Annotated in this window: 14 protein-coding genes and 1 riboswitch; of the genes, 8 read left to right on the top strand and 6 right to left on the bottom strand. The window is 65.0% G+C overall.

Going from position 1 to position 22,707, the window contains the following annotated elements:
* Nucleotides 1-2: 2 nt before the first annotated feature.
* Together QX071_RS03310 and QX071_RS03305 are read right to left on the bottom strand one after the other, a co-directional pair.
* Nucleotides 3-2,471: a DNA translocase FtsK gene (locus QX071_RS03310; RefSeq protein WP_315702289.1), complete on the bottom strand. Its 2,469-nt coding sequence runs from the start codon at nucleotides 2,469-2,471 to the stop codon at nucleotides 3-5.
* Nucleotides 2,472-2,484: 13 nt separating this feature from the next.
* Complete coding sequence (locus tag QX071_RS03305) at nucleotides 2,485-3,699, bottom strand: aminotransferase class I/II-fold pyridoxal phosphate-dependent enzyme (RefSeq protein ID WP_315702290.1); 1,215 nt, start codon at nucleotides 3,697-3,699, stop codon at nucleotides 2,485-2,487.
* 898 nt (nucleotides 3,700-4,597) lie between these two features.
* Between QX071_RS03305 and bamA the strand changes: the two genes are divergently transcribed.
* Complete coding sequence (gene bamA, locus QX071_RS03300; protein ID WP_315702291.1) at nucleotides 4,598-7,114, top strand: outer membrane protein assembly factor BamA; 2,517 nt, start codon at nucleotides 4,598-4,600, stop codon at nucleotides 7,112-7,114.
* A gap of 955 nt (nucleotides 7,115-8,069) precedes the next feature.
* Here bamA and QX071_RS03295 read toward each other — a convergent pair.
* Nucleotides 8,070-9,248, bottom strand: coding sequence for a DNA topoisomerase IB (locus QX071_RS03295; RefSeq protein WP_315702292.1), 1,179 nt, complete (start codon nucleotides 9,246-9,248; stop codon nucleotides 8,070-8,072).
* A gap of 371 nt (nucleotides 9,249-9,619) precedes the next feature.
* On the opposite strand from QX071_RS03295, the gene acs reads away from it, so the two are divergent.
* Together acs and QX071_RS03285 are read left to right on the top strand one after the other, a co-directional pair.
* Complete coding sequence (gene acs, locus QX071_RS03290) at nucleotides 9,620-11,572, top strand: acetate--CoA ligase (protein ID WP_315702293.1); 1,953 nt, start codon at nucleotides 9,620-9,622, stop codon at nucleotides 11,570-11,572.
* A gap of 245 nt (nucleotides 11,573-11,817) precedes the next feature.
* The gene (locus QX071_RS03285) at nucleotides 11,818-12,330 is read left to right on the top strand and encodes a L,D-transpeptidase (protein ID WP_315702294.1); all 513 of its coding nucleotides are present in this window, start codon (nucleotides 11,818-11,820) and stop codon (nucleotides 12,328-12,330) included.
* A 29-nt stretch (nucleotides 12,331-12,359) separates the two neighbouring features.
* Here QX071_RS03285 and QX071_RS03280 read toward each other — a convergent pair whose 3' ends face one another.
* Nucleotides 12,360-12,578 (bottom strand): DUF1674 domain-containing protein, encoded by a 219-nt coding sequence (locus QX071_RS03280; protein ID WP_315702295.1) that lies wholly within the window; start codon nucleotides 12,576-12,578, stop codon nucleotides 12,360-12,362.
* A gap of 197 nt (nucleotides 12,579-12,775) precedes the next feature.
* Here QX071_RS03280 and QX071_RS03275 point away from each other — a divergent pair, with 197 nt between their 5' ends.
* The 3 genes from QX071_RS03275 to purH all read left to right on the top strand — a co-directional run bounded on the left by QX071_RS03275 (nucleotide 12,776) and on the right by purH (nucleotide 17,834).
* Nucleotides 12,776-14,125, top strand: a complete 1,350-nt coding sequence (locus QX071_RS03275) for an RsmB/NOP family class I SAM-dependent RNA methyltransferase (RefSeq protein WP_315702296.1) — start codon at nucleotides 12,776-12,778, stop codon at nucleotides 14,123-14,125.
* A 264-nt stretch (nucleotides 14,126-14,389) separates the two neighbouring features.
* On the top strand, nucleotides 14,390-16,084 hold the full coding sequence (locus tag QX071_RS03270; protein ID WP_315702297.1) for a heparinase II/III family protein: 1,695 nt from the start codon (nucleotides 14,390-14,392) through the stop codon (nucleotides 16,082-16,084).
* Nucleotides 16,085-16,137: 53 nt separating this feature from the next.
* A riboswitch (ZMP/ZTP riboswitch) is annotated at nucleotides 16,138-16,218 on the top strand.
* Nucleotides 16,219-16,241: 23 nt separating this feature from the next.
* Nucleotides 16,242-17,834, top strand: coding sequence for a bifunctional phosphoribosylaminoimidazolecarboxamide formyltransferase/IMP cyclohydrolase (purH, locus tag QX071_RS03265; RefSeq protein ID WP_315702298.1), 1,593 nt, complete (start codon nucleotides 16,242-16,244; stop codon nucleotides 17,832-17,834).
* A gap of 119 nt (nucleotides 17,835-17,953) precedes the next feature.
* Here purH and QX071_RS03260 read toward each other — a convergent pair whose 3' ends face one another.
* Nucleotides 17,954-19,363 (bottom strand): MFS transporter, encoded by a 1,410-nt coding sequence (locus tag QX071_RS03260; protein ID WP_315702299.1) that lies wholly within the window; start codon nucleotides 19,361-19,363, stop codon nucleotides 17,954-17,956.
* Nucleotides 19,364-19,464: 101 nt separating this feature from the next.
* Between QX071_RS03260 and ggt the strand changes: the two genes are divergently transcribed.
* Entirely contained in the window at nucleotides 19,465-21,222 is a 1,758-nt protein-coding gene (ggt, locus tag QX071_RS03255; protein WP_315702300.1) for a gamma-glutamyltransferase, read from the top strand.
* A 36-nt stretch (nucleotides 21,223-21,258) separates the two neighbouring features.
* Here the strand turns inward: ggt and QX071_RS03250 are convergent, their stop codons facing one another.
* Nucleotides 21,259-21,924, bottom strand: a complete 666-nt coding sequence (locus QX071_RS03250) for a glutathione S-transferase (protein ID WP_315702301.1) — start codon at nucleotides 21,922-21,924, stop codon at nucleotides 21,259-21,261.
* Between the two features lie 172 nt (nucleotides 21,925-22,096).
* On the opposite strand from QX071_RS03250, the gene QX071_RS03245 reads away from it, so the two are divergent.
* A complete protein-coding gene (locus QX071_RS03245) occupies nucleotides 22,097-22,672 on the top strand; it encodes a DUF2239 family protein (RefSeq protein WP_315703144.1) in 576 nt (191 codons plus the stop codon).
* Nucleotides 22,673-22,707: the final 35 nt, after the last annotated feature.

Here is a 22,707-nt window from a genome sequence, read left to right as displayed (position 1 = left end):
TGTCAGAACCCGCCCTCTTCCTCCGGCACCAGGATCTCGCGCTTGCCGGCATGATTCGCCTGGCCGACGATACCCTCTTGTTCCATTCGCTCCATCAGCGAAGCAGCCTTATTATAGCCGATCTGTAGCCGGCGTTGAATGTAGCTGGTGGAGGCCTTGCGGTCCCGTTTGACGATCGCCACGGCCTGCGAGAACAGGTCGTCGCCCCCGCCGCCGCCCATGCCAGTGGCATCGAACACGGCGCCGTCCTCCTCGCTGGGTTCTTCCGCGGTGACGGCTTCGAGATATTCCGGCGAGCCCTGCGCCTTCAGATGGCGCACCACCTTCTCGACCTCCTCGTCGGAGCAGAACGGGCCGTGCACGCGGCTGATGCGGCCGCCGCCGGCCATGTAGAGCATGTCGCCCTGGCCGAGCAGCTGCTCGGCGCCCATTTCGCCGAGGATGGTGCGGCTGTCGATCTTGGAGGTGACCTGGAAGGAGATGCGGGTCGGGAAGTTCGCCTTGATGGTGCCGGTGATGACGTCGACCGAGGGACGCTGCGTCGCCAGGATCACGTGCAGGCCGGCGGCGCGCGCCATCTGCGCCAGCCGCTGCACCGCGCCCTCGATGTCCTTGCCGGCGACCATCATCAGGTCGGCCATTTCGTCGACGATGATCACGATATAAGGCAGCGGATCGAGGTCGAGCTTCTCTTCCTCATAGATCGCCTTGCCGGTCTCCTTGTCGAAGCCGGTGTGGACCGTGCGCGTCAGCTCCTCACCCTTGTTGCGGGCTTCGCCAAGGCGGGCGTTGTAGCCGTCGATGTTGCGCACACCGAGCTTGGCCATCTTCTTGTAGCGCTCTTCCATCTCGCGCACCGCCCATTTCAGGGCGACCACGGCCTTCTTCGGATCGGTCACGACCGGCGTCAAAAGATGCGGAATGCCGTCATAGACCGAGAGCTCGAGCATCTTCGGGTCGACCATGATCAGGCGGCACTGGTCCGGCCTGAGACGGTAGACCAGGCTCAGGATCATGGTGTTGATCGCGACCGATTTGCCCGAACCGGTGGTGCCGGCGATCAGCAGATGCGGCATGCGGGCGAGGTCGACGATGATCGATTCGCCGCCGATGTTCTTGCCGAGGCAGAGCGGCAGCTTGGCCACGCTCTCCTGCGCTTCCTTGGCCACCAGCAGCTCGCGCAGATAAACCTTTTCGCGATGCGCATTCGGCAGCTCGATGCCGATCGCGTTCCGGCCGGGCACCACGGCGACGCGCGCCGACAGCGCGCTCATCGAGCGCGCGATGTCGTCGGCGAGACCGATGACGCGGGATGATTTGATGCCGGGCGCCGGCTCGAGTTCGTACAGCGTCACCACCGGACCGGGATGCGCCTTGACGATCTCGCCGCGCACGCCGAAATCCTGCAGCACGCCTTCCAGCGCGCGCGAATTGGCCTCCAGCTCGCTCTTCGACAGCGGCTGCCGATCGGCGGCCTTTGGCGCGGCGAGCATCGAGACCGACGGCAGATCATATTTGTCGGACTTGCGGGGAGCAGGCTTCGGTGCCGGCTTCTTGCGCGGCGCGCGGGCGGCCGGGGCCTCCTCCTCTTCTTCTTCTTCCTCTTCTTCCTCGATCTCCTCCGCCTCGGCCTCGTCCTCCAGTTTCGGGGCGAGGCTGGCGCGGTTGCGCCCGGCGAGCGTGGGTTCGTTGCGGCTGACGGCGGTACGCGCCTGTGGGCCGCTGGAGACGAAAGCGCGATAGGCCGTGGTCAGGAACCAGACCACGCGCGCCTTCGCACTCATGATGGCGTGGAACACGAAGCCGAGCCGGACCGCGCCTTTGTCGTCCTCCTCGTCCGGATCGGACAAGGGGGTCTCGTCCTCCTCCTCCGCACCCAGTTCGTTCTCGCTCTCACGCGCGCCGAGGCCGCCGGCGACCAGGAGCGCCGCGACCATCGCAAATCCCAGCATGCTGCCGAGCACCAGGCGATAGAGGAAGCTCGGTGGTCCGAACACGACCGCCGGCGCGCGCACCAGCGCGTCGCCGACCACGCCGCCGAGCCCGGTCGGCAGCGGCCAGGTCTGCGAATGCGGCCAGCAGCTGGCGAAGCCGGCGGCCAGCACGGCGCAGAGGACCCAGGCGCCGAAGCGCAGCGCCTCGCGATCGTACGGACGGTGGGTGAGCATGCGCCAGCCGCGGATCGCGAGCGGCAGGATCACCATGATCGCGCCGAGCCCCAGGATCTGCATCAACAGGTCGGCGCAGATCGCGCCGGGATAGCCGAGGATGTTGCGGATCGGGCGCGAGGTGGCGTGGCTCAGGCTCGGGTCCTGCACCGACCAGGTCATCAACGCCGCCGCCGCGATCGCCGCGCCGCCGATCAGCACGAGGCCCACGAGCTCGCGCAGCCGCCGCACCAGCGCGTCGCGGAGCGACGTCGGCAGGTGGTTGACCAGGGGAATGACTCGTTCGATCGTCGCCATCCTCATCCGTCTCGCGGAGCTAACCCAAAACCTCGACCAGCCGGTGCAACGCCTCGCCGGTCGATTCACTGTCGGCCACCAGCGCCAGCCGGATATAGCCGGCGCCCGGGTTGAATCCGTCGGCCTGCGGCTGCGCCAGGTAGCTGCCCGGCACCACGCGCACGCCGGCGTCTCGATACAGCTTCACGGTGCAAGCGATATCGCCGCCGCGATCGGACACATCGAGCCAGACGCAGAAGCCGCCCGCCGGGCGCTTGTAGCCATAGCGGTTGCCGAGGATCTGGTCGGCCAGGTCGAACTTGATGCGGTAGAGCCGGCGGTTCTCCTCGACATGCGCCTCGTCGCCGTAGGCTGCGACCGCGACATGCTGCAGCGGCACCGGCACCTGGGGCGCGGCCACGTTGCGCAGCTCGTGAAAGGCGCTCAGAAAACGCTTGTCGCCGGCGGCGAAGCCGATCCGCATGCCCGGCACGTTGGAGCGCTTCGACAGCGACTGGAATGCGACGACGTTGCCGTAATCCGGGCCAGCCTGTTCGAGCACGCTGCCCGGTGCGGTCTGCGTGTAGATCTCCGAATAACATTCGTCGCTGAAGATCAGAAAGCCGTAGCGATCGGCGAGCCGCTTCAGTTTGCGGAAATAGTCCGGGCTCGCCACCGCGCCTTGCGGATTGGCGGGCGAGGCGAGATAGAACGCGACGGTGCGCGCCAGCGTTGCCTCGTCGAGCGCATCGAGGTCGGGCAGGAAGCCGGTCTCGGTCGTGGTCGGCAGGTAGATCGGCTCGCAGCCCGCGGTGCGGGCGCCGGCGCCGTACACGGGATAGAACGGATTCGGCATCAGGATCGCAGGCCGGCCGCGGCGCGGGCCGACATGGCGGAGCGCGGCGTGCGCGGCGAAGAACAGGCCCTCGCGGCTGCCGTTCAGCACCAGGATTTCGCTCTCCGGGTCGAGCGGCCGCGGCAGGGCGAAGCGGCGCGACAGCCACTGTGTGGCGGCCTTGCGGAACGGCTCGATGCCCTTGGCGGCCGGATAGCGGCCGAACGCGGCGATGTGCTGGGCCAGCACAGGGCCGACGAAATCCGGAACCGGATGCTGCGGCTCGCCGACCGCAAGCGTAATCAGGGGCTTGCCCGGGCTATAGGGCGACAGGAGCTCGGTCAGCCGTACGAACGGCGAGCGTTCGCCCTCCGACTGGCCGGCGCCCACGGGCGCGGGGGATGAAGCGGTCATTGCCATACGTCAACGCGCCAAACCTGTTGAAGCCGCCGATCGCCCGGTTCCGGTGGAAGCGGATGAAATCACCATAGATAAGGCGAGGTTAAGACGCGATTAACCATCGGCGCACGAGCCGTGCTCGTGCCGCCGTTTTGATCGGTTTTGCCGCTCCGATCCAGAGTTTTTTGGCCACAGCGGCGGAGATTATGGCGCTTCGCCGGGCGCAGGTTGCCGGCTGGTTGCGGCAGGGTTGCCGCCTACGGTCGGGGAACTCTCAGCAGCAGTTCAATGCGGACATGGTCCAACGCGGAGGTCGTGCTGTTCGTCCGCCGTCTCGGATCAGCAAGGGAGTGAATCGCCGGGGCATCCGTCTTGAAGGGCGCTGCGCGCCCTTGCCGGGACATGACAGGTCATGATGAGAAGCTCGCAACGAGTCAGCATCTCGCCATCGGGTGAGAAATCGCCTCGCCAAAAAAGGCGGCCCGGTGCGCCGGAATGAAAATGGGAATCGGTGCGCACCGGGCCTACCCGAACCGACTTGGGGGCTTCAGTTCGGATGAGCTGACACTAGCACCGCAGTTTTTCTCGCGTGTTGCCGGCATTCGAAGAATTGTAGAGATTGATTTCCGAAGCCGGCCAATTCAGCGGAGCATCTCGATTTGTAGAATTGGATGTCCGCCGCCGCGCGCCACAAAATCGCGCGCTGGGATGTAGTACATATCCCTGCAGCGTCGCCCGTCGCGGCTGAAATCTTTCTGATTAGAAACAATCAGTCACGTCCAGCATCTTTCGAAATTTTGCGAAACGAACTCGGCGCATACTGACCATCTTTCCGATGCATCACCCGATTCCGAATGCGCGTGCCGACGCAAATCGTGCGTTGCGCATGCGCGGGGATTGAGAATGCGAAAGAGCGTCGATGACTGGTCTGACACTGCGGCGGGGCGTGCTCGCCCTGATGATGTTCGCCATGCCGCTGGCTGCGCCCTTGATCGGGATCGTCGGCGCCGGACCCGCGGTGGCGCAGGCCGTGGCTTCGATCGCGGTGGAAGGCAACCGGCGCGTCGAGGCCGAAACCATTCGCTCCTATTTCAAGGCGGGGCCGAACGGAACGCTTGACGCAGGCCAGGTCGACGACGGCCTGAAGGCGCTGATCGAGACCGGTCTGTTCCAGGACGTGAAGATCAACCGCCAGGGCGGCCGTCTTGTCGTGACCGTGGTCGAGAATGCCGTGATCGGCCGCGTCGCCTTCGAGGGCAACAAGAAGCTCAAGGATGAGCAGCTCTCGGCCGAGGTGCAGTCGAAGCCGCGCGGCACGTTCTCCCGGCCGATGGTGCAGTCCGATGCATCGCGAATCGCCGAGATCTACCGTCGCTCCGGCCGCTATGACGTGCGCGTCACGCCCGAAATCATCGAGCAGCCGAACAACCGCGTCGACCTGATCTTCACGATCGAAGAGGGCGTGAAGACCACGGTCAAGTCGGTGACCTTCATCGGCAACAACGCCTTCTCCGCGGCGCGCCTGCGCGACATCATCAAGACCCACGAAACCAACTGGCTGAGCTTTCTCGGCGGCAACGACGTTTACGATCCCGATCGCGTCGAGGCCGACCGCGACCTGATTCGCCGCTTCTATCTGAAGCACGGCTATGCCGACGTGCAGGTGGTGGCCGCGCTCACCGAATACGATCCGGAGCAGAAGGGTTTCCTGGTCAGCTTCAAGATCGACGAGGGCCAGCAATACCGGGTCGCCTCGGTCGATTTCCAGTCCTCGATCGCGGCGCTCGACGCGAAATCGCTGCGCAGCCTTTCGCGCGTCGATGCCGGCTCGCTCTATAACGTCGAGCAGGTCGAGAAGTCGGTCGAGGAGATGCAGATCGAGGCGTCGCGTCGCGGCTTTGCCTTTGCCGTCGTACGTCCGCGCGGCGACCGCAATTTCGAGGCGCATACGGTGTCGATCGTGTTCACGGTCGACGAGGGCCCGCGCACCTATATCGAGCGCATCACTGTTCGCGGCAACACCCGCACCAGGGACTACGTGATCCGGCGCGAGTTCGATATCTCCGAGGGCGATGCCTACAACCGCGCGCTGGTCGATCGGGCCGAGCGGCGGCTGAAGAACCTCGACTTCTTCAAGAGCGTCAAGATCACCACCGAGCCGGGCTCATCCAGCGACCGCGTGGTCCTCATCGTCGATCTCGAGGAGAAATCCACCGGCGATTTCTCGGTGTCCGGCGGCTATTCCACCAGTGACGGCGCGCTGGCGGAGGTGTCGATCTCCGAGCGCAACTTCCTCGGTCGCGGCCTCTATGCCAAGGCGTCGGTCTCCTACGGTCAATACAGCCGGGGCGTGTCGCTGTCCTTCGTGGAGCCCTATCTGCTCGATTACCGAGTCGCGCTCGGGCTCGACGTCTATTACAAGCAGCAGCTCGCCAACAGCTACACCAGCTACGGCGTGACCACGATCGGCTTCAGCCCGCGGCTCGGCTTCCAGCTGCGCGAAGACCTGTCCTTGCAGCTCCGCTATTCATTGTACCGCCAGCAGATTTCGCTGCCGTCCTATTATCAGAACTGCAACAACAATTCCGCCAACAGCCTGCTCGCCTTCAATCCGACCCCGGCCTACATTGCCAACGTGCTGGGCGGCAAGGACCCGACCAATTCGACCAGCTCGGGCTATTACGGCTGGGGCTGCTATGCCGACGGCGAATCGACCCTGCCGGTGCGCAAGGAGCTCTCCGACGGCGCCGCGCTGACCTCGGCGATCGGCTACACGCTGTCCTACAACACGCTCGACAACAACAAGAACCCGACCGACGGCCTGCTGATCGATTGGAAGCAGGATTTCGCCGGCGTCGGCGGCGACGTCAGCTATCTCAAGACCGCGGTCGATGCGAAATACTTCACGCCGCTGGTGTCGGAGATCGTCGGCGTCATCCATCTGCAGGGCGGCATCCTGAACAAGGTCGGCGACAAGGACCTGCGCATGCTCGACCATTTCCAGATGGGCGCGAACCTGGTGCGCGGTTTCGCCTCCAATGGCATCGGGCCGCGTGACATCACCTACGTCAATTTCGGCGCCACCGGCGACTCGCTCGGCGGCACCAAATATTGGGGCGCCTCGGCCGAACTGCAGATGCCGTTCTGGTTCCTGCCGAAGGAAGTCGGGCTGAAAGGCGCGGTCTATGCCGATGCCGGCTCGCTCTGGGGCTATCAGGGACCGACCTCGTGGGCACAAACGGGCGAGGTCAATTCGGCGGCCTGCAAATGCGGCCTGCAATATGACGACAGCAAGGTGGTGCGCACCTCGGTCGGCGTCGGCCTGATCTGGGCCTCGCCCTTCGGCCCGCTGCGCTTCGACTACGCGGTGCCGCTGACCAAGGGCAAATACGACGTGGTGCAGGAGTTCAAGTTCGGCGGCGGGACCTCGTTCTGAGGCCGGTCATTCAGGAGGCGGATTGGTCGGCCAGCGCGATGGCGCGCGCCTTGGCCTCGCGGGAGACCGCGAGCCGTCCTCTCCGCTGTCATCCCGGGGCGTGCGAAGCACGAACCCGGGATCCATAACCACAGGCCGATATGATGCGGCCAGATAGCAGACGTCAGGGCTCCAAATTCCAGCCTGTGGCCATGGATTCCGGGCTCATCGCTTCGCGATGCCCCGGAACGACCACGGAGAGATCCATGCGCACGCATGCTCGCCATGCGTGAAATTGCCCGTCGTGTTAGTTTGTCGCAGCGCCGCGCGCTTGCCATGTCGGGCAAATCAGAACGATCATTCCGCCCGTCTCGCCGCCACCTGAGGGGACGTATCGCGATCGTCACGGACGTAGGCAGCGGGATGCGATGGGCGTGAAGGCGTTGCAGCGAGCTCTTAGTTCGCCGACGAACGGCGCAGTCACGCACGGTCAAGTCGCGCGGTCCTGATCCTCCGACGCTAGGATTAAGCTTGCGACGACGCTTCCAGCGTCGCGCAGGCAACGGTGGCCAGAAAGCCCGGCGCACCGGGGAGAACGCGAAGCAGCCGTTAAAACCATCGCGCAGGGAAGGCCGGGATGTCTTGGCCGAACCTGTGGTACCTGCCGCCTGCATTTTTTTCCGCAGGCGGGCCATGGGGGCGGCAAGCTCCCGGCCTTCCCTGCGCCCTCAACGAATTCGAGGGCGGAAGATGAGCATGACTCGGGCGCGAATGCGTCGCGGGAAGGCGAAGGTGTATCTGGTCGAAAGAGATGTCGCGGCATCCTCATCAGTCATCCCCGCGAAGGCGGGGATCCAGTACGCCGCGGCCCCTCGATCGACTACCACTCTCTCGGAATACTGGATCGCCCGGTTGAACCGGGCGATGAGAACGGAGAACTTGGCCGACGATGCCGGTCCACGCGACGGCGCGCCGCTTACACCGCGGCCGCCACCACCACCTGCGCCAGCAGCAGCTCGCGCTTGCTCTGCGAGCGCTGGCCCTTCAACGTCGCGGCGAAGCGCTCCAGGATGCCGTCCTCGAAGGCGGTGACGATGGTGTCATGCACGTAGCTCTTGCGGCAGATCGCCGGTGTGTTGGCGAGCTCGTCGGCTGCGGCGCGCACCGCGTCCAGCACCTGGCGTTTGCGGCCGCGCGCACTCGCCGCCGGCGTGATCCGCGACAAGGTCTCCAGCGCCACCGCCGAGGCCATCAGGGTGCGAAAATCCTTCAGCGAGATCTTGATGCCGGCGATCTCTCGCAGGAATGCATTGACCTGGGTGGTCGAGACCGCGCGCACGACGCCTTGAGCGTCGCGATACTGGAACATGCGGCGGCCGGGCAGCTGGCGCATGACGCCGATGGCGCGAACCAGCTTGGCGGCGTCGCATTCCTTGCGCACCGCCTTGCCGCCCTTGGCCTTGAAGGTCAGCACCACGGAGTCGTCTTCCAGGAGGACGTTGGACTTGAGCAGCGTGGTGGCGCCGCGGGTGCCGTTCAGCTTGGCGTAGGACTCGTTGCCGGGACGGATCGCGGTGCGCGCGATCAGTTCGATCACCGAGGCGAGCGCGAATTCGCGGGTCGGCTCGTCGCCGGCCAGATGCTTGGTGACGGCGCGGCGGATCTTCGGCAGCGCACCGACCAGCTTGGCGAGCCGGTGCGCCTTGCGGTGCTCGCGCACCTTCTCCCAGTCGGCATGATAGCGGTATTGCAGTCGGCCGGCGGCATCGATCCCGACCGCCTGCAGATGCGAGTTTGGATCGGGGGAGTAGCGGACTTCGCGATAGGCCGGCGGTACGGCCATCGCATGCAGGCGGCGGATGGTGCTGGAATCGCGGACCGTGGTGCCGTTGGCGCGGACGAAGCTGTAGCCCTTGCCGCGCTTGACCCGGCGGATGGTCAATTCGTTCTGGTCGCCCAGCGTCAGCCCGTGCTCGGTGGCGAGTTCTTCGACGGTCGTTTTGGCGTTCGCTGCGGCTTTGGCGGTGGAAAGGTCCTTCAGCGACAGCTTCCGGCGGGGCGGCTTGGGCGGCCACTGGCCGAGAGCCTTGGCGAGTGCGACGTCAGGATCGGCGGCACGGGACCGGAGCCCATCGAAATTCTGCTGATCCCTCATCGGTTTAGACGCCTTGTTCTGTTCTTGACCCGCTTAATGCCCCTGCCTCCACTTTGGTTCCGGCCGGGTTATCCACAACAATGGCGGCATGTAGGGCGTTTATGCACGGATAGCGAGTCCCGAAAATTGGGCAAAACGGTTCCAAATTACCCTTTCATGGCAGCCATTCGGGGTAACCTTGACGCCGCGGCGACGCGCGGGGGCCGCTCACGGCCGCAATCTCGGCGCACGATCCTTGATCGGGCGCATGGCTGCCTCCCCGTCGAAGGTCCAACTTGTCTTTACTTGTCGGTGCCGGTTACGCGGACGCATAGTGGCAATAACGACGGCTTGCGCAGTGCCGATCTGCAAGCCGCAGGGTGGAGGATTAAATGTCCGAGAAGATCTACGACGTGTCTGCCGAATGGGCGAAACGCGCCTTCATCAACGACGCGAAATATCGCGAGATGTACGCCCGCTCCATCTCCGATCCGAACGGCTTCTGGGCCGAGCAGGCCAAGCGCGTCGACTGGTACAAGGCGCCGACTAAGATCGAGCACACCTCGTTCGCGCCCGGCAACATCTCGATCAAATGGTTCGAGGATGGCGTTCTGAACGCCGCCTACAACTGCATCGACCGCCATCTCGGCACGCGAGGCGACCAGACCGCGATCATCTGGGAGGGCGACGATCCGTCGCAGAGCCGCCACATCACCTATCGTGAGTTGCACGACGAAGTCTGCAAGATGGCCAACATCCTGCGGAACCGGAACGTCAAGAAGGGCGACCGCGTCACCATCTATCTGCCGATGATCCCGGAAGCGGCCTATGCCATGCTGGCCTGCGCGCGGATCGGCGCGATCCATTCGGTGGTGTTCGCGGGCTTCTCCCCGGACAGCCTTGCCCAGCGCATCAAGGACTGCCAGTCCAAGATCATCATCACTGCGGATGAGGGCCTGCGCGGCGGCAAGAAGGTGCCGCTGAAGGCCAATGTCGACGCCGCCCTGAACAAGGTCGAGGGCGTCGATTGGGTGGTCGTGGTCAAGCGCACCGGCGGTCATGTCGAGATGAAGCCGAGCCGCGACTTCTGGTATCACGAGGCCGCCGAGGTCGTGACGACGGAGTGCCCGTGCGAGCATATGCACGCCGAGGACCCGCTGTTCATTCTCTACACCTCGGGCTCGACCGGCCAGCCCAAGGGCGTGCTGCACACCACCGGCGGCTATCTGGTCTATGCCTCGATCACGCACCAATACGTGTTCGACTATCATGACGGCGACATCTACTGGTGCACGGCCGACGTCGGCTGGGTCACCGGCCACAGCTACATTCTCTATGGGCCGCTGGCGAATGGCGCGACCACGCTGATGTTCGAAGGCGTGCCGAACTATCCGGACAACTCCCGTTTCTGGAACGTCATCGACAAGCACAAGGTCAACATCTTCTACACCGCGCCGACGGCGATCCGCGCGCTGATGCAAGGCGGCGACGAGCCGGTGAAGAAGACCTCGCGCGCGAGCCTGCGCCTGCTGGGTTCGGTCGGCGAGCCGATCAATCCGGAAGCCTGGGAATGGTATCACCGCGTCGTCGGCGAGGACCGCTGCCCGATCGTCGATACCTGGTGGCAGACCGAGACCGGCGGCATCCTGATCACGCCGCTGCCGGGTGCGACCAAGCTGAAGCCGGGATCGGCGACGTTGCCGTTCTTCGGCGTGGTGCCGGAGATCGTCGATGCCGAGGGCAAGACTCTGGAAGGCGAGGCGACCGGCAATCTCTGCCTGACGCGCTCCTGGCCCGGACAGATGCGCACCGTTTATGGCGATCACGCCCGCTTCGAGATGACCTATTTCTCGACCTACAAGGGCAAGTACTTCACCGGCGACGGCTGCCGGCGCGATGCCGACGGCTATTACTGGATCACCGGCCGCGTCGACGACGTCATCAATGTCTCCGGCCACCGCATGGGTACCGCCGAGGTGGAGAGCGCGCTGGTGGCGCATCCCAAGGTCTCGGAAGCCGCCGTGGTCGGCTATCCCCATGACATCAAGGGCCAGGGCATCTACGCCTATGTGACCCTGATGGCCGGCGAGCAGCCGAGCGAGGAGCTGCGCAAGGAACTCGTGGGCTGGGTCCGCAAGGAGATCGGTCCGATCGCCTCGCCGGATCAGATCCAGTTCGCGCCAGGCCTGCCGAAGACCCGCTCGGGCAAGATCATGCGCCGTATCCTGCGCAAGATCGCCGAGGACGAGCCGGGTGCGCTCGGCGACACCTCGACGCTGGCCGATCCCGCCGTGGTCGACGACCTCGTCACGCACCGGCAGAACCGCAAGGAGAAGCAGGCCTGAGACCGAGCCTCCTGCTCACGATTTCGGCCTCGCGCGGCAATTTCCGCGCGAGTGTTGTTTTTGAATCATTTACTTTAGGTTGAAAATCTTCATTCCTCGACCCCGCCGAGCTGTCGCGCGGAAACCAGCTGGTAAACGCGGTTCGGCAAAATCTCTGCGCGTTCGGGGCGGTCGGCCTTGCAGGTGTTGGCGCGTCTTGAAATTCCCGGACGCGAGGGCGCGCCGAGGCAAAGGGGCGAGCGACGATGCTGAAGGGAATTGCGGTGACGCTGGCCGTCACCATCGGGGCGGGACTTGCGGCGACGGGTGCGGCCGAGGCGCGGCCGGAGCTGGTAGGGATGAGCGGCCAATATTCGCCGGGTACGATCGTGGTGAGGACCCACGAGCGCCATCTCTACCTCATTCTCGATGGCGAGCACGCCATGCGCTATCCGGTCGGCGTCGGCAAGGCCGGCAAGCAGTGGGCGGGCACCACCTCGATCGAGGGCAAGTACAGATACCCGGCCTGGGCGCCGCCCGCCGACGTCAAGCGCGACAAGCCGAACATTCCCGACGTGATTCCGGGCGGCTCGCCGCGGAATCCGATGGGAGTCGCGGCAATGACCTTGGCCGGCGGCGAATATGCGATCCATGGCACCAATTTGCCGAACTCGGTGGGCGGCTACGTGTCTTATGGTTGCATCCGGATGCTGAACGCCGACATCACCGACCTCTATGATCGCGTGTCGATCGGGACCACGGTCGTGGTCGCGCAATAATCGCTTGCGCTGGGGCTCCGGCGCCAGGCTCAAAAGTCGGAGGCGATGCCCTTGCGCTCCCAGTCGCCGTAGCGGGTCGGCTCCGGCCCCTTGGGGCCTTGCAGCTCCCTCGGCATGGCCTTGGCGTGCTCGGCGGCCTGCCGCCGCCGCTCCTCGGCCTCGGCGAGCGCGCGCTGGGCGGCGGGCGTCAGGGGCTTGCGTGCGGTATCGCCGGGAGGTGCCGCCGGCGTGGAAGGATGGTCGCTCATGGTGTCGTGTCCCGCTTGAACCGGCTTGCGGCCGATATCATCAGATCGTGTGCCCGGAGGTGAAGTGACAGGGTTAAAATAGCAGAGCGGCTTCTTATATTCGGCATATTCCCGTGGCAGAGGTGCCGACAGCTCTCATTGGCATGCGCCGGATCGCCCGCGGAACTGCCTTCTTTTTCTGCGAGTGACGCTCCAGCATGCCTCCACCGCGATTTGCGACCCCCTCCGAAGTGCCCGGCTTGGCCGCACGGCGGATCGCAGCAGACGTTATCGACGGGGTTTTACACAAACATCGGACGCTGGACGACCAGCTCGACGGCGCCGGCGCACACCCGGGCCTGAAGCAGCTCGCCGACCGGGACCGCGCCCTGATGCGTCGCCTGGTGGCGACCACTTTGCGCCGGCTGGGCACGCTCGGCCATCTCTTGTCCCGCCTGCTCGATCGCGGTGTTCCGACCGATGCGCCGCGGGCGCAGAGCGCGCTCTTGATCGGGGCTGCCCAGATCCTCTGGATGGACGTGCCGGACCATGCGGCGGTCGACCTCTCGGTGCGGCTGGTCCAGGCCGACCGGCGCGCGGCGAAATATGCGGGCCTCGTCAATGCGGTGTTGCGCCGTTGTGCCCGCGAAGGTGCAGGCATCGTCGAGGAGGTCAAAGGCCAGGCGCTCGACGTCGCGCCCTGGCTCCTGAAGCGCTGGATCGCTCATTATGGCGAGGCGACCGCGAAGGACATCGCCGCTGCGCTCGGTAACGAGCCCTCGCTCGATCTCACGGTCAAATCCGAACCCGCGCAGTGGGCCGCGCGCCTCCATGGCGAGGTATTGCCGACCGATACCGTCAGGACGCTCCTGCATGGTTCGGTGACCGTGCTGCCGGGCTTTGCCGAGGGGCAGTGGTGGGTGCAGGACGCCGCTGCGGCGCTGCCGGCTCGGCTGTTTGGGGATGTCGCCGGAAAGAGCGTGGCCGATCTTTGCGCGGCGCCGGGCGGCAAGACCGCGCAGCTCGCGCATGGCGGCGCCCGAGTGACCGCGGTCGACCGCTCCCCCGGCCGCATGGCGCGCCTCAAGGACAACATGACCCGGCTGCAACTCGAGATCGAATCGGTCGTCGCCGATGCCGCGGAGTGGCAGCCGGCGGGCGACAGCTTCGACGCCATTCTGGTCGATGCGCCCTGTACCTCCACCGGCACGATCCGCCGCCATCCGGATGTCGGCTGGCTTCGCCAGGAGCAGGAGATCGCGGCCTTGTCCGTCTTGCAGAAGCGCCTGCTGCACAAGGCGATGAGCCTGCTGAAGCCGGGCGGGACGCTGGTCTACTGCACCTGTTCGTTGGAGCCGGAAGAGGGCGAACAGATGGTTGAGAGCTTTCTCGCCGGCGAGAGCGGGCTTCGCCGCATACCTGTCACACCTGGCGAGGTGGCGGGATTGAGCGAGATCGTGACGCCGGCCGGCGATTTGCGCACGCTGCCCTGCCATCTGCCGCATCAGGATCCCCGGCTCGGCGGGCTCGACGGCTTCTACGCGGCCCGGCTCGAACGGCGCAGCTGAGCTGCGCTGGCGTTTACCAGGTGTGGAACTGCTGGCGGTAGCGTGGTCTGGGTGCTAGAGTGAAACCCTTAGTTAAATCCTGATTTTGCACCAGATTTTTGCGCTGACCGGCAGCTTTCGGCGAGGCCGAAATGGTGCATCAGCGGCATTTCCGATCTAGTAAGGCTTCGCTGAAGATTCCTCCTCACCTCAAGGCAAGGCGTGTCCGCCGCTCAGACGAGACGCATATCGACGCTGGTTTTGGGCCGCTTCGCGCGCAGCCTGATGGCGCATGCGAGCGGCCTGGCGGTGTCCCTGTCTGCCTTGTGGCCGGGCCGCGCCGACCGGCTCATCATCGCCCCACATGATCTGCGGACGGCGGATGCAACCCGTGCTGCGGAAATCTACGCCGGTCGTTTCGTGTTCGCCGGCAAGATCGTCACCTGCCATGGTCGCTCGATCTTCGACCTCGAGCCGCCCTCGGAGGATTGGGAGGTGGCGCTGCTCGGGTTCGGCTGGTTGCGGCATCTGCGTGCCGCGGACACCGCCCTGACCCGTGCCAATGCCCGTGCTTTGGTCGACGACTGGATCACCAATCAGATCGGCCGGCACCCCGTCAGCCGCCGCGCCGATGTGCTGGCGCGCCGAGTGATCTCGCTTCTGTCGCAGGCGCCCCTGGTGCTTGCGGATTCCGACGGCAAATTCTATCGCCGCTATCTGCGTGGCCTCGCCCGAGAGATCCGCTACCTTCGCTATGGCACGATCGATATCCCCGATGGGGTGCCGCGGCTGCAGGTATCGATTGCGCTGTGCTATGCGGCCTTGTGCCTTGCCAATCAGTCCAAGCAGATCCGCGGCACCAGCCGCAAACTTTCCGACGAACTGCAGCGCCAGGTCCTGCCCGATGGCGGCCACGTCTCCCGCAATCCCGGCGCGCTGATCGATCTTCTGATCGATCTGCTGCCGCTGCGGCAGACCTTCGCCGCGCGTAACATCGCGCCGCCACCGGCGCTCCTGAATGCGATCGACCGCATGATGCCGATGCTGCGGTTCTTCCGCCATGGCGACGGCAACATGGCGCTGTTCAACGGCATGGGCGCGACGCCGTCCGACCTCCTGGCGACGCTGCTCGCCTATGACGACACCTACGGCACCCCGATGGCGAGCATGCCGCATTCGGGGTTCCAGCGGCTGGATGCCGGCGCCATGACGGTGATCGTGGATACCGGACTGCCGCCGCCGCCGCATCTCAGCCACGACGCCCATGCCGGCTGTCTTGCTTTCGAACTGTCGTCCGGCATCTGCCGCATCGTCATCAATTGCGGCATGCCTTCCAACGGCCGCGACAACTGGCGGGCGTTTGCCCGCAGCACGGTGGCGCATTCGACCCTGACCTATCACAACACCTCGTCCTGCCAGTTCGTCGAGATGTCGGCAGTGAAGCGGCTCCTGCATGGCGCGCCGATCGTATCCGGGCCAACCCGCGTGGAAAATCTGCGGGAGGCAGTGGCCGAAGGCACCGTGCTGTCGACCTCGCACAATGGCTATGCCGCCAAGTTCGGCTTGATCCACCGCCGCGTCCTGATGGTGGCCGACGATGGAGCGCGGCTCGACGGCGAGGACACAGTGACTCCGGCGCAGGGCGCGCGCCTGCGTGGTGGCGGTTCCGATTATACGATCCGCTTTCACTTGCATCCCGCGGTGAAGGCCAGCCGGCTCAGCGACGGCCGCGGCGCCATGCTGGTACTGCCCAACCGCGAGGTCTGGACCTTCGAGACCATGGACGATGACCGCATCGACCTCGAGGACAGCGTCTTCCTGGCCGGCAATGACGGTCCGCGCCGGACCACTCAGATCGTGATCCGGCAGGAGGTGCGCCAGACGGACTCGATCCGCTGGAGCTTCGTGCGCTCGTCGGCGTCGCCTGCCGAGACCAGTGCGCGGCGGAATGCGCGGCGCGAGCCGGAATTGCCGCTCTGAATGATGGCATCGCCGGTGCCCGTTGTCGCGGACGCCAAAAGCTGATAAGGACTCGGCTCTCGCGCGACTGGCGACTTTGGATGGAGCACCATCGGGGAGCGCGGGTTGGACCGCCGTGCGCCTGGGCAAATTGAACTCCTGCAACAGGACTCTGCCCATGACCGACCAGCTTCGCCGCGTAACCCGCGCGCTTCTTTCCGTTTCCGACAAGACCGGCCTCGTCGATTTCGCCCGTTCGCTCGCCGCCCGTGGCGTCGAGCTGGTGTCGACCGGCGGCACCGCGAAGGCCATCGCCGCAGCCGGCCTGAAGGTGGCCGATGTGTCCGACCTCACCGGCTTCCCCGAGATGATGGATGGACGGGTCAAGACCCTGCATCCGAAAGTCCACGGCGGACTGCTCGCCATCCGCGGCAACGCCGAGCATGTCGATGCGATGAAGAAGCATGGCATTGCGCCGATCGATCTCCTGATCGTCAATCTCTATCCGTTCGAAGCCACGGTCGAGAAAGGCGCCGACTTCGCCGACTGCATCGAGAACATCGATATCGGCGGCCCGGCGATGATCCGCGCTGCGGCCAAGAACCATGACGATGTCGCGGTCGTCGTTGACGTGCAGGATTATCAGGCGGTGCTGGATGAGCTTGCCCGACATGATGGCGCGACCACGCTGCTGCTGCGCCGGAAGCTTGCGGCGAAAGCCTATGCGCGCACCGCGGCCTACGACGCTGCGATCTCCAACTGGTTCAACGCGACGATCCAGAACGATAAGCCGGATTATCGCGCCTTCGGCGGCCGTCTGATCCAGGCACTGCGCTACGGCGAAAACCCGCATCAGCAAGCGGCCTTCTATGCGCTGCCCGGCCGGCGGCCCGGCGTCGCTACGGCGCGCCAGCTTCAGGGCAAGGAGCTCTCCTACAACAACATCAATGACACCGATGCGGCCTATGAATGCATCGCCGAGTTCGATCCGGCGCGCACTGCGGCCTGCGTCATCGTCAAGCACGCCAATCCTTGTGGCGTCGCCGAGGGGCCGGATCTCGTCACCGCCTATCAGAAGGCATTGGCATGCGACTCGACCTCGGCGTTCGGCGGCATCATCGCGATGAACCGGACCTTGGATGCCGAGACGGCCCGAGCCATCACCGGCATCTTCACCGAAGTCATCATCGCGCCCGATGCAACGGAAGAGGCGATCGCGATCATCGCCGGCCGTAAGAATCTCCGCCTGCTGCTCGCAGGCGGCCTGCCCGACCCGCGCGCGCCTGGGCTAACTGCGAAAACGGTGGCGGGCGGTTTGCTGGTGCAGAGCCGCGACAATGCCGTGATCGACGACATGGCGCTCAAGGTCGTCACCAAGCGCGTGCCGACCGAGGCTGAGTTGCGTGACCTCCGCTTTGCCTTCCGCGTCGCCAAGCATGTGAAGTCGAACACCATCATCTACGCGAAGGATTCCGCCACGGTGGGCATCGGCGCGGGCCAGATGAGCCGGGTGGATTCGGCACGCATTGCCGCGCGCAAGGCGCTCGATGCAGCCGCCGAGCTGAAGCTTGCCGAGCCTTTGACGAAAGGCTCGGTGGTCGCGTCAGATGCGTTCTTCCCGTTTGCGGACGGCATGCTGGCCTGCATCGAGGCCGGCGCCACGGCTGTGGTTCAGCCCGGCGGCTCGATGCGCGACGACGAGGTCATCAAGGCCGCTGAGGAGCACGGGATCGCGATGGTGTTCACCGGGATCAGGCACTTCCGGCATTGACGCACTTCTATGTGCCCCCGCGAAAGCGGGGGCACATAGTCACGGGGCGGTCATCGTGGCAGCTGCGGCGTCGAACACCGGCGCTCGCTGATGGATGATGCAGTATGGCTCGCGCTCGTTCACGCGCTGGGCCGGGATGGTGAAGCGGGATTAACCCGCGCCAGCAGCACCAGTCCGGCTGCGAAGAACATCACCAACACTGCCATGCCCGCTTTCTGGCTGGCAGTTGCCGCAGTGACGATGCCGATCAGCAGCGGGCCGATGAACGAGGTCACTTTCCCGGTCAGCGCGAACAGGCCGAAATATTGCGCGATGCGTTCTCTCGGCGCCATCCGGATCAGGAGCGAGCGCGATGCCGCCTGCAGCGGCGCGCCGCAGGTGCCGATCACGCAACCGAGCAGGAGATAGGCGCGCTCGGGCGCGGATGCGAACAGCGCGCCGCCCGGCTCGGGTGGCCCGACCGGGATGAACAGGATCGAATGCCTGCTGACCGAGAGAATGCCGACGATGGCCGCGAGCAGTAGCGTCATGCTGCCGGTGATCACGGTCTTCGGGCCCAAGGCATCGTCGAGCTTGCCGCCGATCCAGCCACCAAAGGCGCCGGCAATCGCGAGGATGATGCCGAACGTGCCGATCTGGATCGTGTTCCAGCCGAAAGTGCCGGCGGCATAGATGCCGCCGAAGGCGAACAGCGAGACCAGCCCGTCGGTGTAGATCATGTTCGCAATCAGGAAGAGCGCAATCGCACGCTGTTGCGGTAGCGTGCGCAAGGTCTCCTTCAGCTCAGCCACTCCTTTGCGCAACGCCGGACCGAGCCGATGTCGCGCCGGATAATCCGGCGTGAACAGAAACATCGGCAGCACGAACACGACGAACCAGATCCCCGTCAATGGGCCAGAGATGCGATCGCCCTGATGACTGACGGGATCGAGGCCGAACAGAGGTTTCAGCCCGAACAAGGTGCGGCCGCTGTCAGGATTGGCGGCGAGGAAGCCGAGCACAAGAATGAGAGAGAGGATGCCGCCGATATAGCCGGTGGCCCAGCCGGTGCCGGACAGGCGTCCGATTCGCTCCGGCGGCACCAGCGTCGGCATCATCGCATTGTTGAATACGGTGGCGAATTCGACGCCGATCGTCGCGATCACATAAGCGATCAAAAGTGGAGTGATCAGTTCGGGCGCATGCGGCCGGCCGATCCACATCAGCGCCGAGCCGACCACCAGCATCGCACCGAAAGCTGCGATCCACGGCTTTCGCCGGCCGGTGGCGTCGGCGATCGCTCCGAGCACGGGCGACAGAACTGCAATGACAATGCCGGCGGCGGCCGTGGCGAAGCCCCACAGCGCCTGGCCGCTCGCCGGATCAGGCGCGACATGCGCGGCGAAATAGGGTGCGAAGACGAAGGTCATGATCAAGGTGAAATAAGGCTGGGCTGCCCAATCGAAAAAGATCCAGCTCACGACCGCCCTGGGCGGTGGATAGGTTCGCTGGACAGCCTCGTTGCCTGAGATCATTGAGGTCACAGTCATTCCAAAATGTCCTTCACGATCACGGCCTCGCGTTTTGCGCCGGGGCTTGAGGGCTATAGCATCCGTGGCGTTCACTGGATGTCAGCCGCGGCGGAATTTTGATGCTCTCTCTCACAATCAATCGACGGACAATCCTGGCGGGCATCGGCCTGCTCCTCGCCGGAGTGATCCCGGCAGCAGCGCTGGATGCCCAGAGTTACAGCCTGCATGCACCGCTGCCGTCGGGCGTGACAGCGCCGGTCCAACCGCCTGCTCATGGCATGGTGGTCGCGCAGGAGAAGATTGCGGCCTGGGTCGGGCAGGGCGTGCTTGCGCTCGGCGGCAATGCAGTCGATGCGGCGGTGGCGACCGGGTTTGCGCTGGCCGTCACTTATCCGACTGCCGGCAATATCGGCGGTGGCGGCTTCATGGTCATCCATCTGAAGCAGCGCAAAGAGGATATCGCAATCGACTACCGCGAGACGGCGCCGGGTGCTGCGACGCGCGATATGTTCCTCGGCGCCGACGGCAAGCCCGATAATGCGAAGTCGCGCGACTCGGCGCTGTCGATCGGCGTGCCCGGCACGGTCGCAGGCTTGGCGCTCGCGCTGGAAAAATATGGCTCGGGCAAGTTCACGCTGGCGCAGCTCGTCCATCCCGCCATTGTGCTCGCACGCGACGGCTTCGTGGTCGAAGGACACGTCGCGGATACGTTGCCATTATTTTATTCGAGGATCGGAAAGTGGCCGGCTTCAGCAAAGATCTTTGCAGGCGCGGACGGCACGCCGCTGCACGAGGGCGACAGGCTGGTCCAGAGCGATCTGGCCGCAACGCTCACCGCCATCGCCGAGCAGGGACCGCGCGGCTTCTACGAAGGTGCCGTGGCGGCGAAGCTGGCAAAAGCTGTGCAGGAGGCTGGTGGCATCATCGCGGTCGATGATCTAAAATCGTATCAACCCGTGATCCGGCAACCCGTGCGCGGCACATATCGCGGCTATGACATCGTCTCGATGCCCCTGCCGTCCTCCGGCGGCACTGTGCTGATCGAGACGCTGAACATCCTCGAAGGCTTTCACCTCGATGAACTGAAGCAGGGCTCGGCGGCCTCGCTGCACCTTTTGATCGAGGCGATGAAGCGCGCCTATGCCGACCGCGCGCGCTATCTCGGCGATCCCGCCTTCGTCGATGCGCCCGTTTCGGTGATGTTGTCGAAAGACTATGCGGCCAGGCAACGCGCGAGCATCGACCCGGATCGTGCGACGCCGGCCGATGCCGTGCTGCGCGTGGCGCCGTTGCGCGAAGGCAACAATACGACGCATTTTTCGGTGGTCGACAATGACGGTAACGCGGTCAGCAACACCTATACGCTGAATTTCCCATACGGGGTCGGACTTGTGGCCGATGGCACCGGCGTGCTGCTCAACAACGAGCTCGACGATTTCACCGCGGCGCCCGGCGCGTCCAATGCGTTCGGTCTTGTCGGCTTCGAGGCCAATCTGCCCGGACCAGGCAAGCGACCACTGTCATCGATGTCGCCGACCATCGTGCTGAAGGATGGCAATCCGGTGCTGGTGACGGGCTCGCCGGGCGGCAGCCGCATCATCTCGACCGTGCTGCAGGTGGTCGTCGACGTGCTGGATTATCATATGGACGTCGCCGCCGCTGTGGCCGCGCCGCGCCTGCATCATCAGTGGATGCCTGATGAGGTTCGGGTGGAGCGCGGCTTTCCCGAAGAGGTTCTTGCTGAGCTGAAAGCGAGGGGGCATCGGATTGTGGAGCCGATGGGCCAGACGTCGGCCAATTCGATCCTGGTGACCGCTGACGGTCTGATTGGTGCGTCCGACCCCCGCACGCGTGGCGCAACGGCAGCCGGACAGTAGCGCCATGCGCCGCTGGCCGGCTCCTCAAAGCTGTCGCTACCTGCCGACCGTATACGGTCCGCCCTTGTCCAGCGCCAGCTTGTAGGCGGGGCGCGCCTCGATGCGCGCCAGGAAATCCATCGCGCGCGGATGGCCCTGCTCCAACCCACCACGCGCCGCCGCCGCCTGCAGCGGAAAGCTCATCTGGATGTCCGCCGCGGTGAACTCGTCGCCGGCGAACCATTCGCTCTTCTGCAACTCGCTTTCCCAGAAGGCCATGTGCTGCTTGAGCTGCGGATTGACCAGCGTGGTCAGCGCCTGGTTCGACACCTTGCGCACCAACGGCCGCAGCAGAGCCGGAGCGCGCTTCGGCATCATGTTGAACAGCAGCTTCAACAACAGCAGCGGCATCGCCGAGCCCTCGGCGTAATGCAGCCAGTAGCTATAGCGCAGCCGTTCCGGTGTTTTCGGCGGCGGAATCAGGCGGCCGTTGCCATAGGTCTCGATCAGATATTCGACGATGGCGCCGGATTCGGCGATGGTCTGGCCGCTATCGGTAATGACCGGCGATTTGCCCAGCGGGTGGATCGCGCGCAGTTCCTTGGGGGCGCGCATATCCGGCTGGCGCTCATAGCGGATGATCTCATAGGGGACGCCGAGCTCTTCGAGCAGCCACAGCACGCGTTGAGAGCGGGAATTGTTGAGGTGGTGAACGGTCAGCATCGTGATCCCGGGGCCTTCGGATTCGCTGCCGTTCCCTAGCAGGCTGAATGCAATCCGGCGATCCATTCGCCACCGGTATTCTGGCGACATAATCACCCGGGTGATATTGATTTTATTTTATCCGGGTATTAATAGATGGCTCGTCAATGCCAATCCCAGCTGGGTCGTGAGGATGATCGAAACCTTTACTGTCTTCGAGGGCGCGCGCCGGCTTGCTACGGGCCCGCTCGCTGAAGTCGCCCTTGCGGTCAAACGCGCCGACGGCACGCATGCGCCGATCATGATCTTCAACGACCGGACCGGTCGCCCGGTAGATCTCGACCTGCGCGAAACTGGCGCAGCGGTCGCATCGCGTCTGCATGTCGAGGCACCCTCCGCCCCAGAGCCCGCGACCGTCGAGCCGCGTGGTCGGGGCCGACCCAGACTGGGCGTCGTTGCCCGTGAGGTGACGTTGTTGCCCCGTCATTGGGAATGGCTGAATGCGCAGCCCGGCGGCGCCTCGGTCGCCTTGCGCAAGCTGGTCGACGAGGCGCGTCGCACAAGCGGTGACAAGGATCGCGCGCGAGAAGCGCGCGACGCGGCCTATCACTTCATGTCGGCCATGGCCGGGAATTTCCCGCATTTCGAGGAGGCGTCACGCGCGCTGTTCGCCGACGACCTGCGTCGTTTTGCCGAGCTGATCGCGGACTGGCCTGCCGACATTCGCGATCACGCCATTGGGCTGGCCTATCGAGACCGTTCGCCCTAATAAGATACCACTTGCGGCCTATCCCCCGAGCCCGG

The sequence above is a fragment of the Bradyrhizobium sp. SZCCHNS1022 genome (assembly GCF_032484835.1).
GTDB lineage: Bacteria > Pseudomonadota > Alphaproteobacteria > Rhizobiales > Xanthobacteraceae > Bradyrhizobium.
The sequence above is the reverse complement of the archived record's forward strand: the minus strand, read 5'-3'. Positions and strand labels throughout refer to the sequence as shown.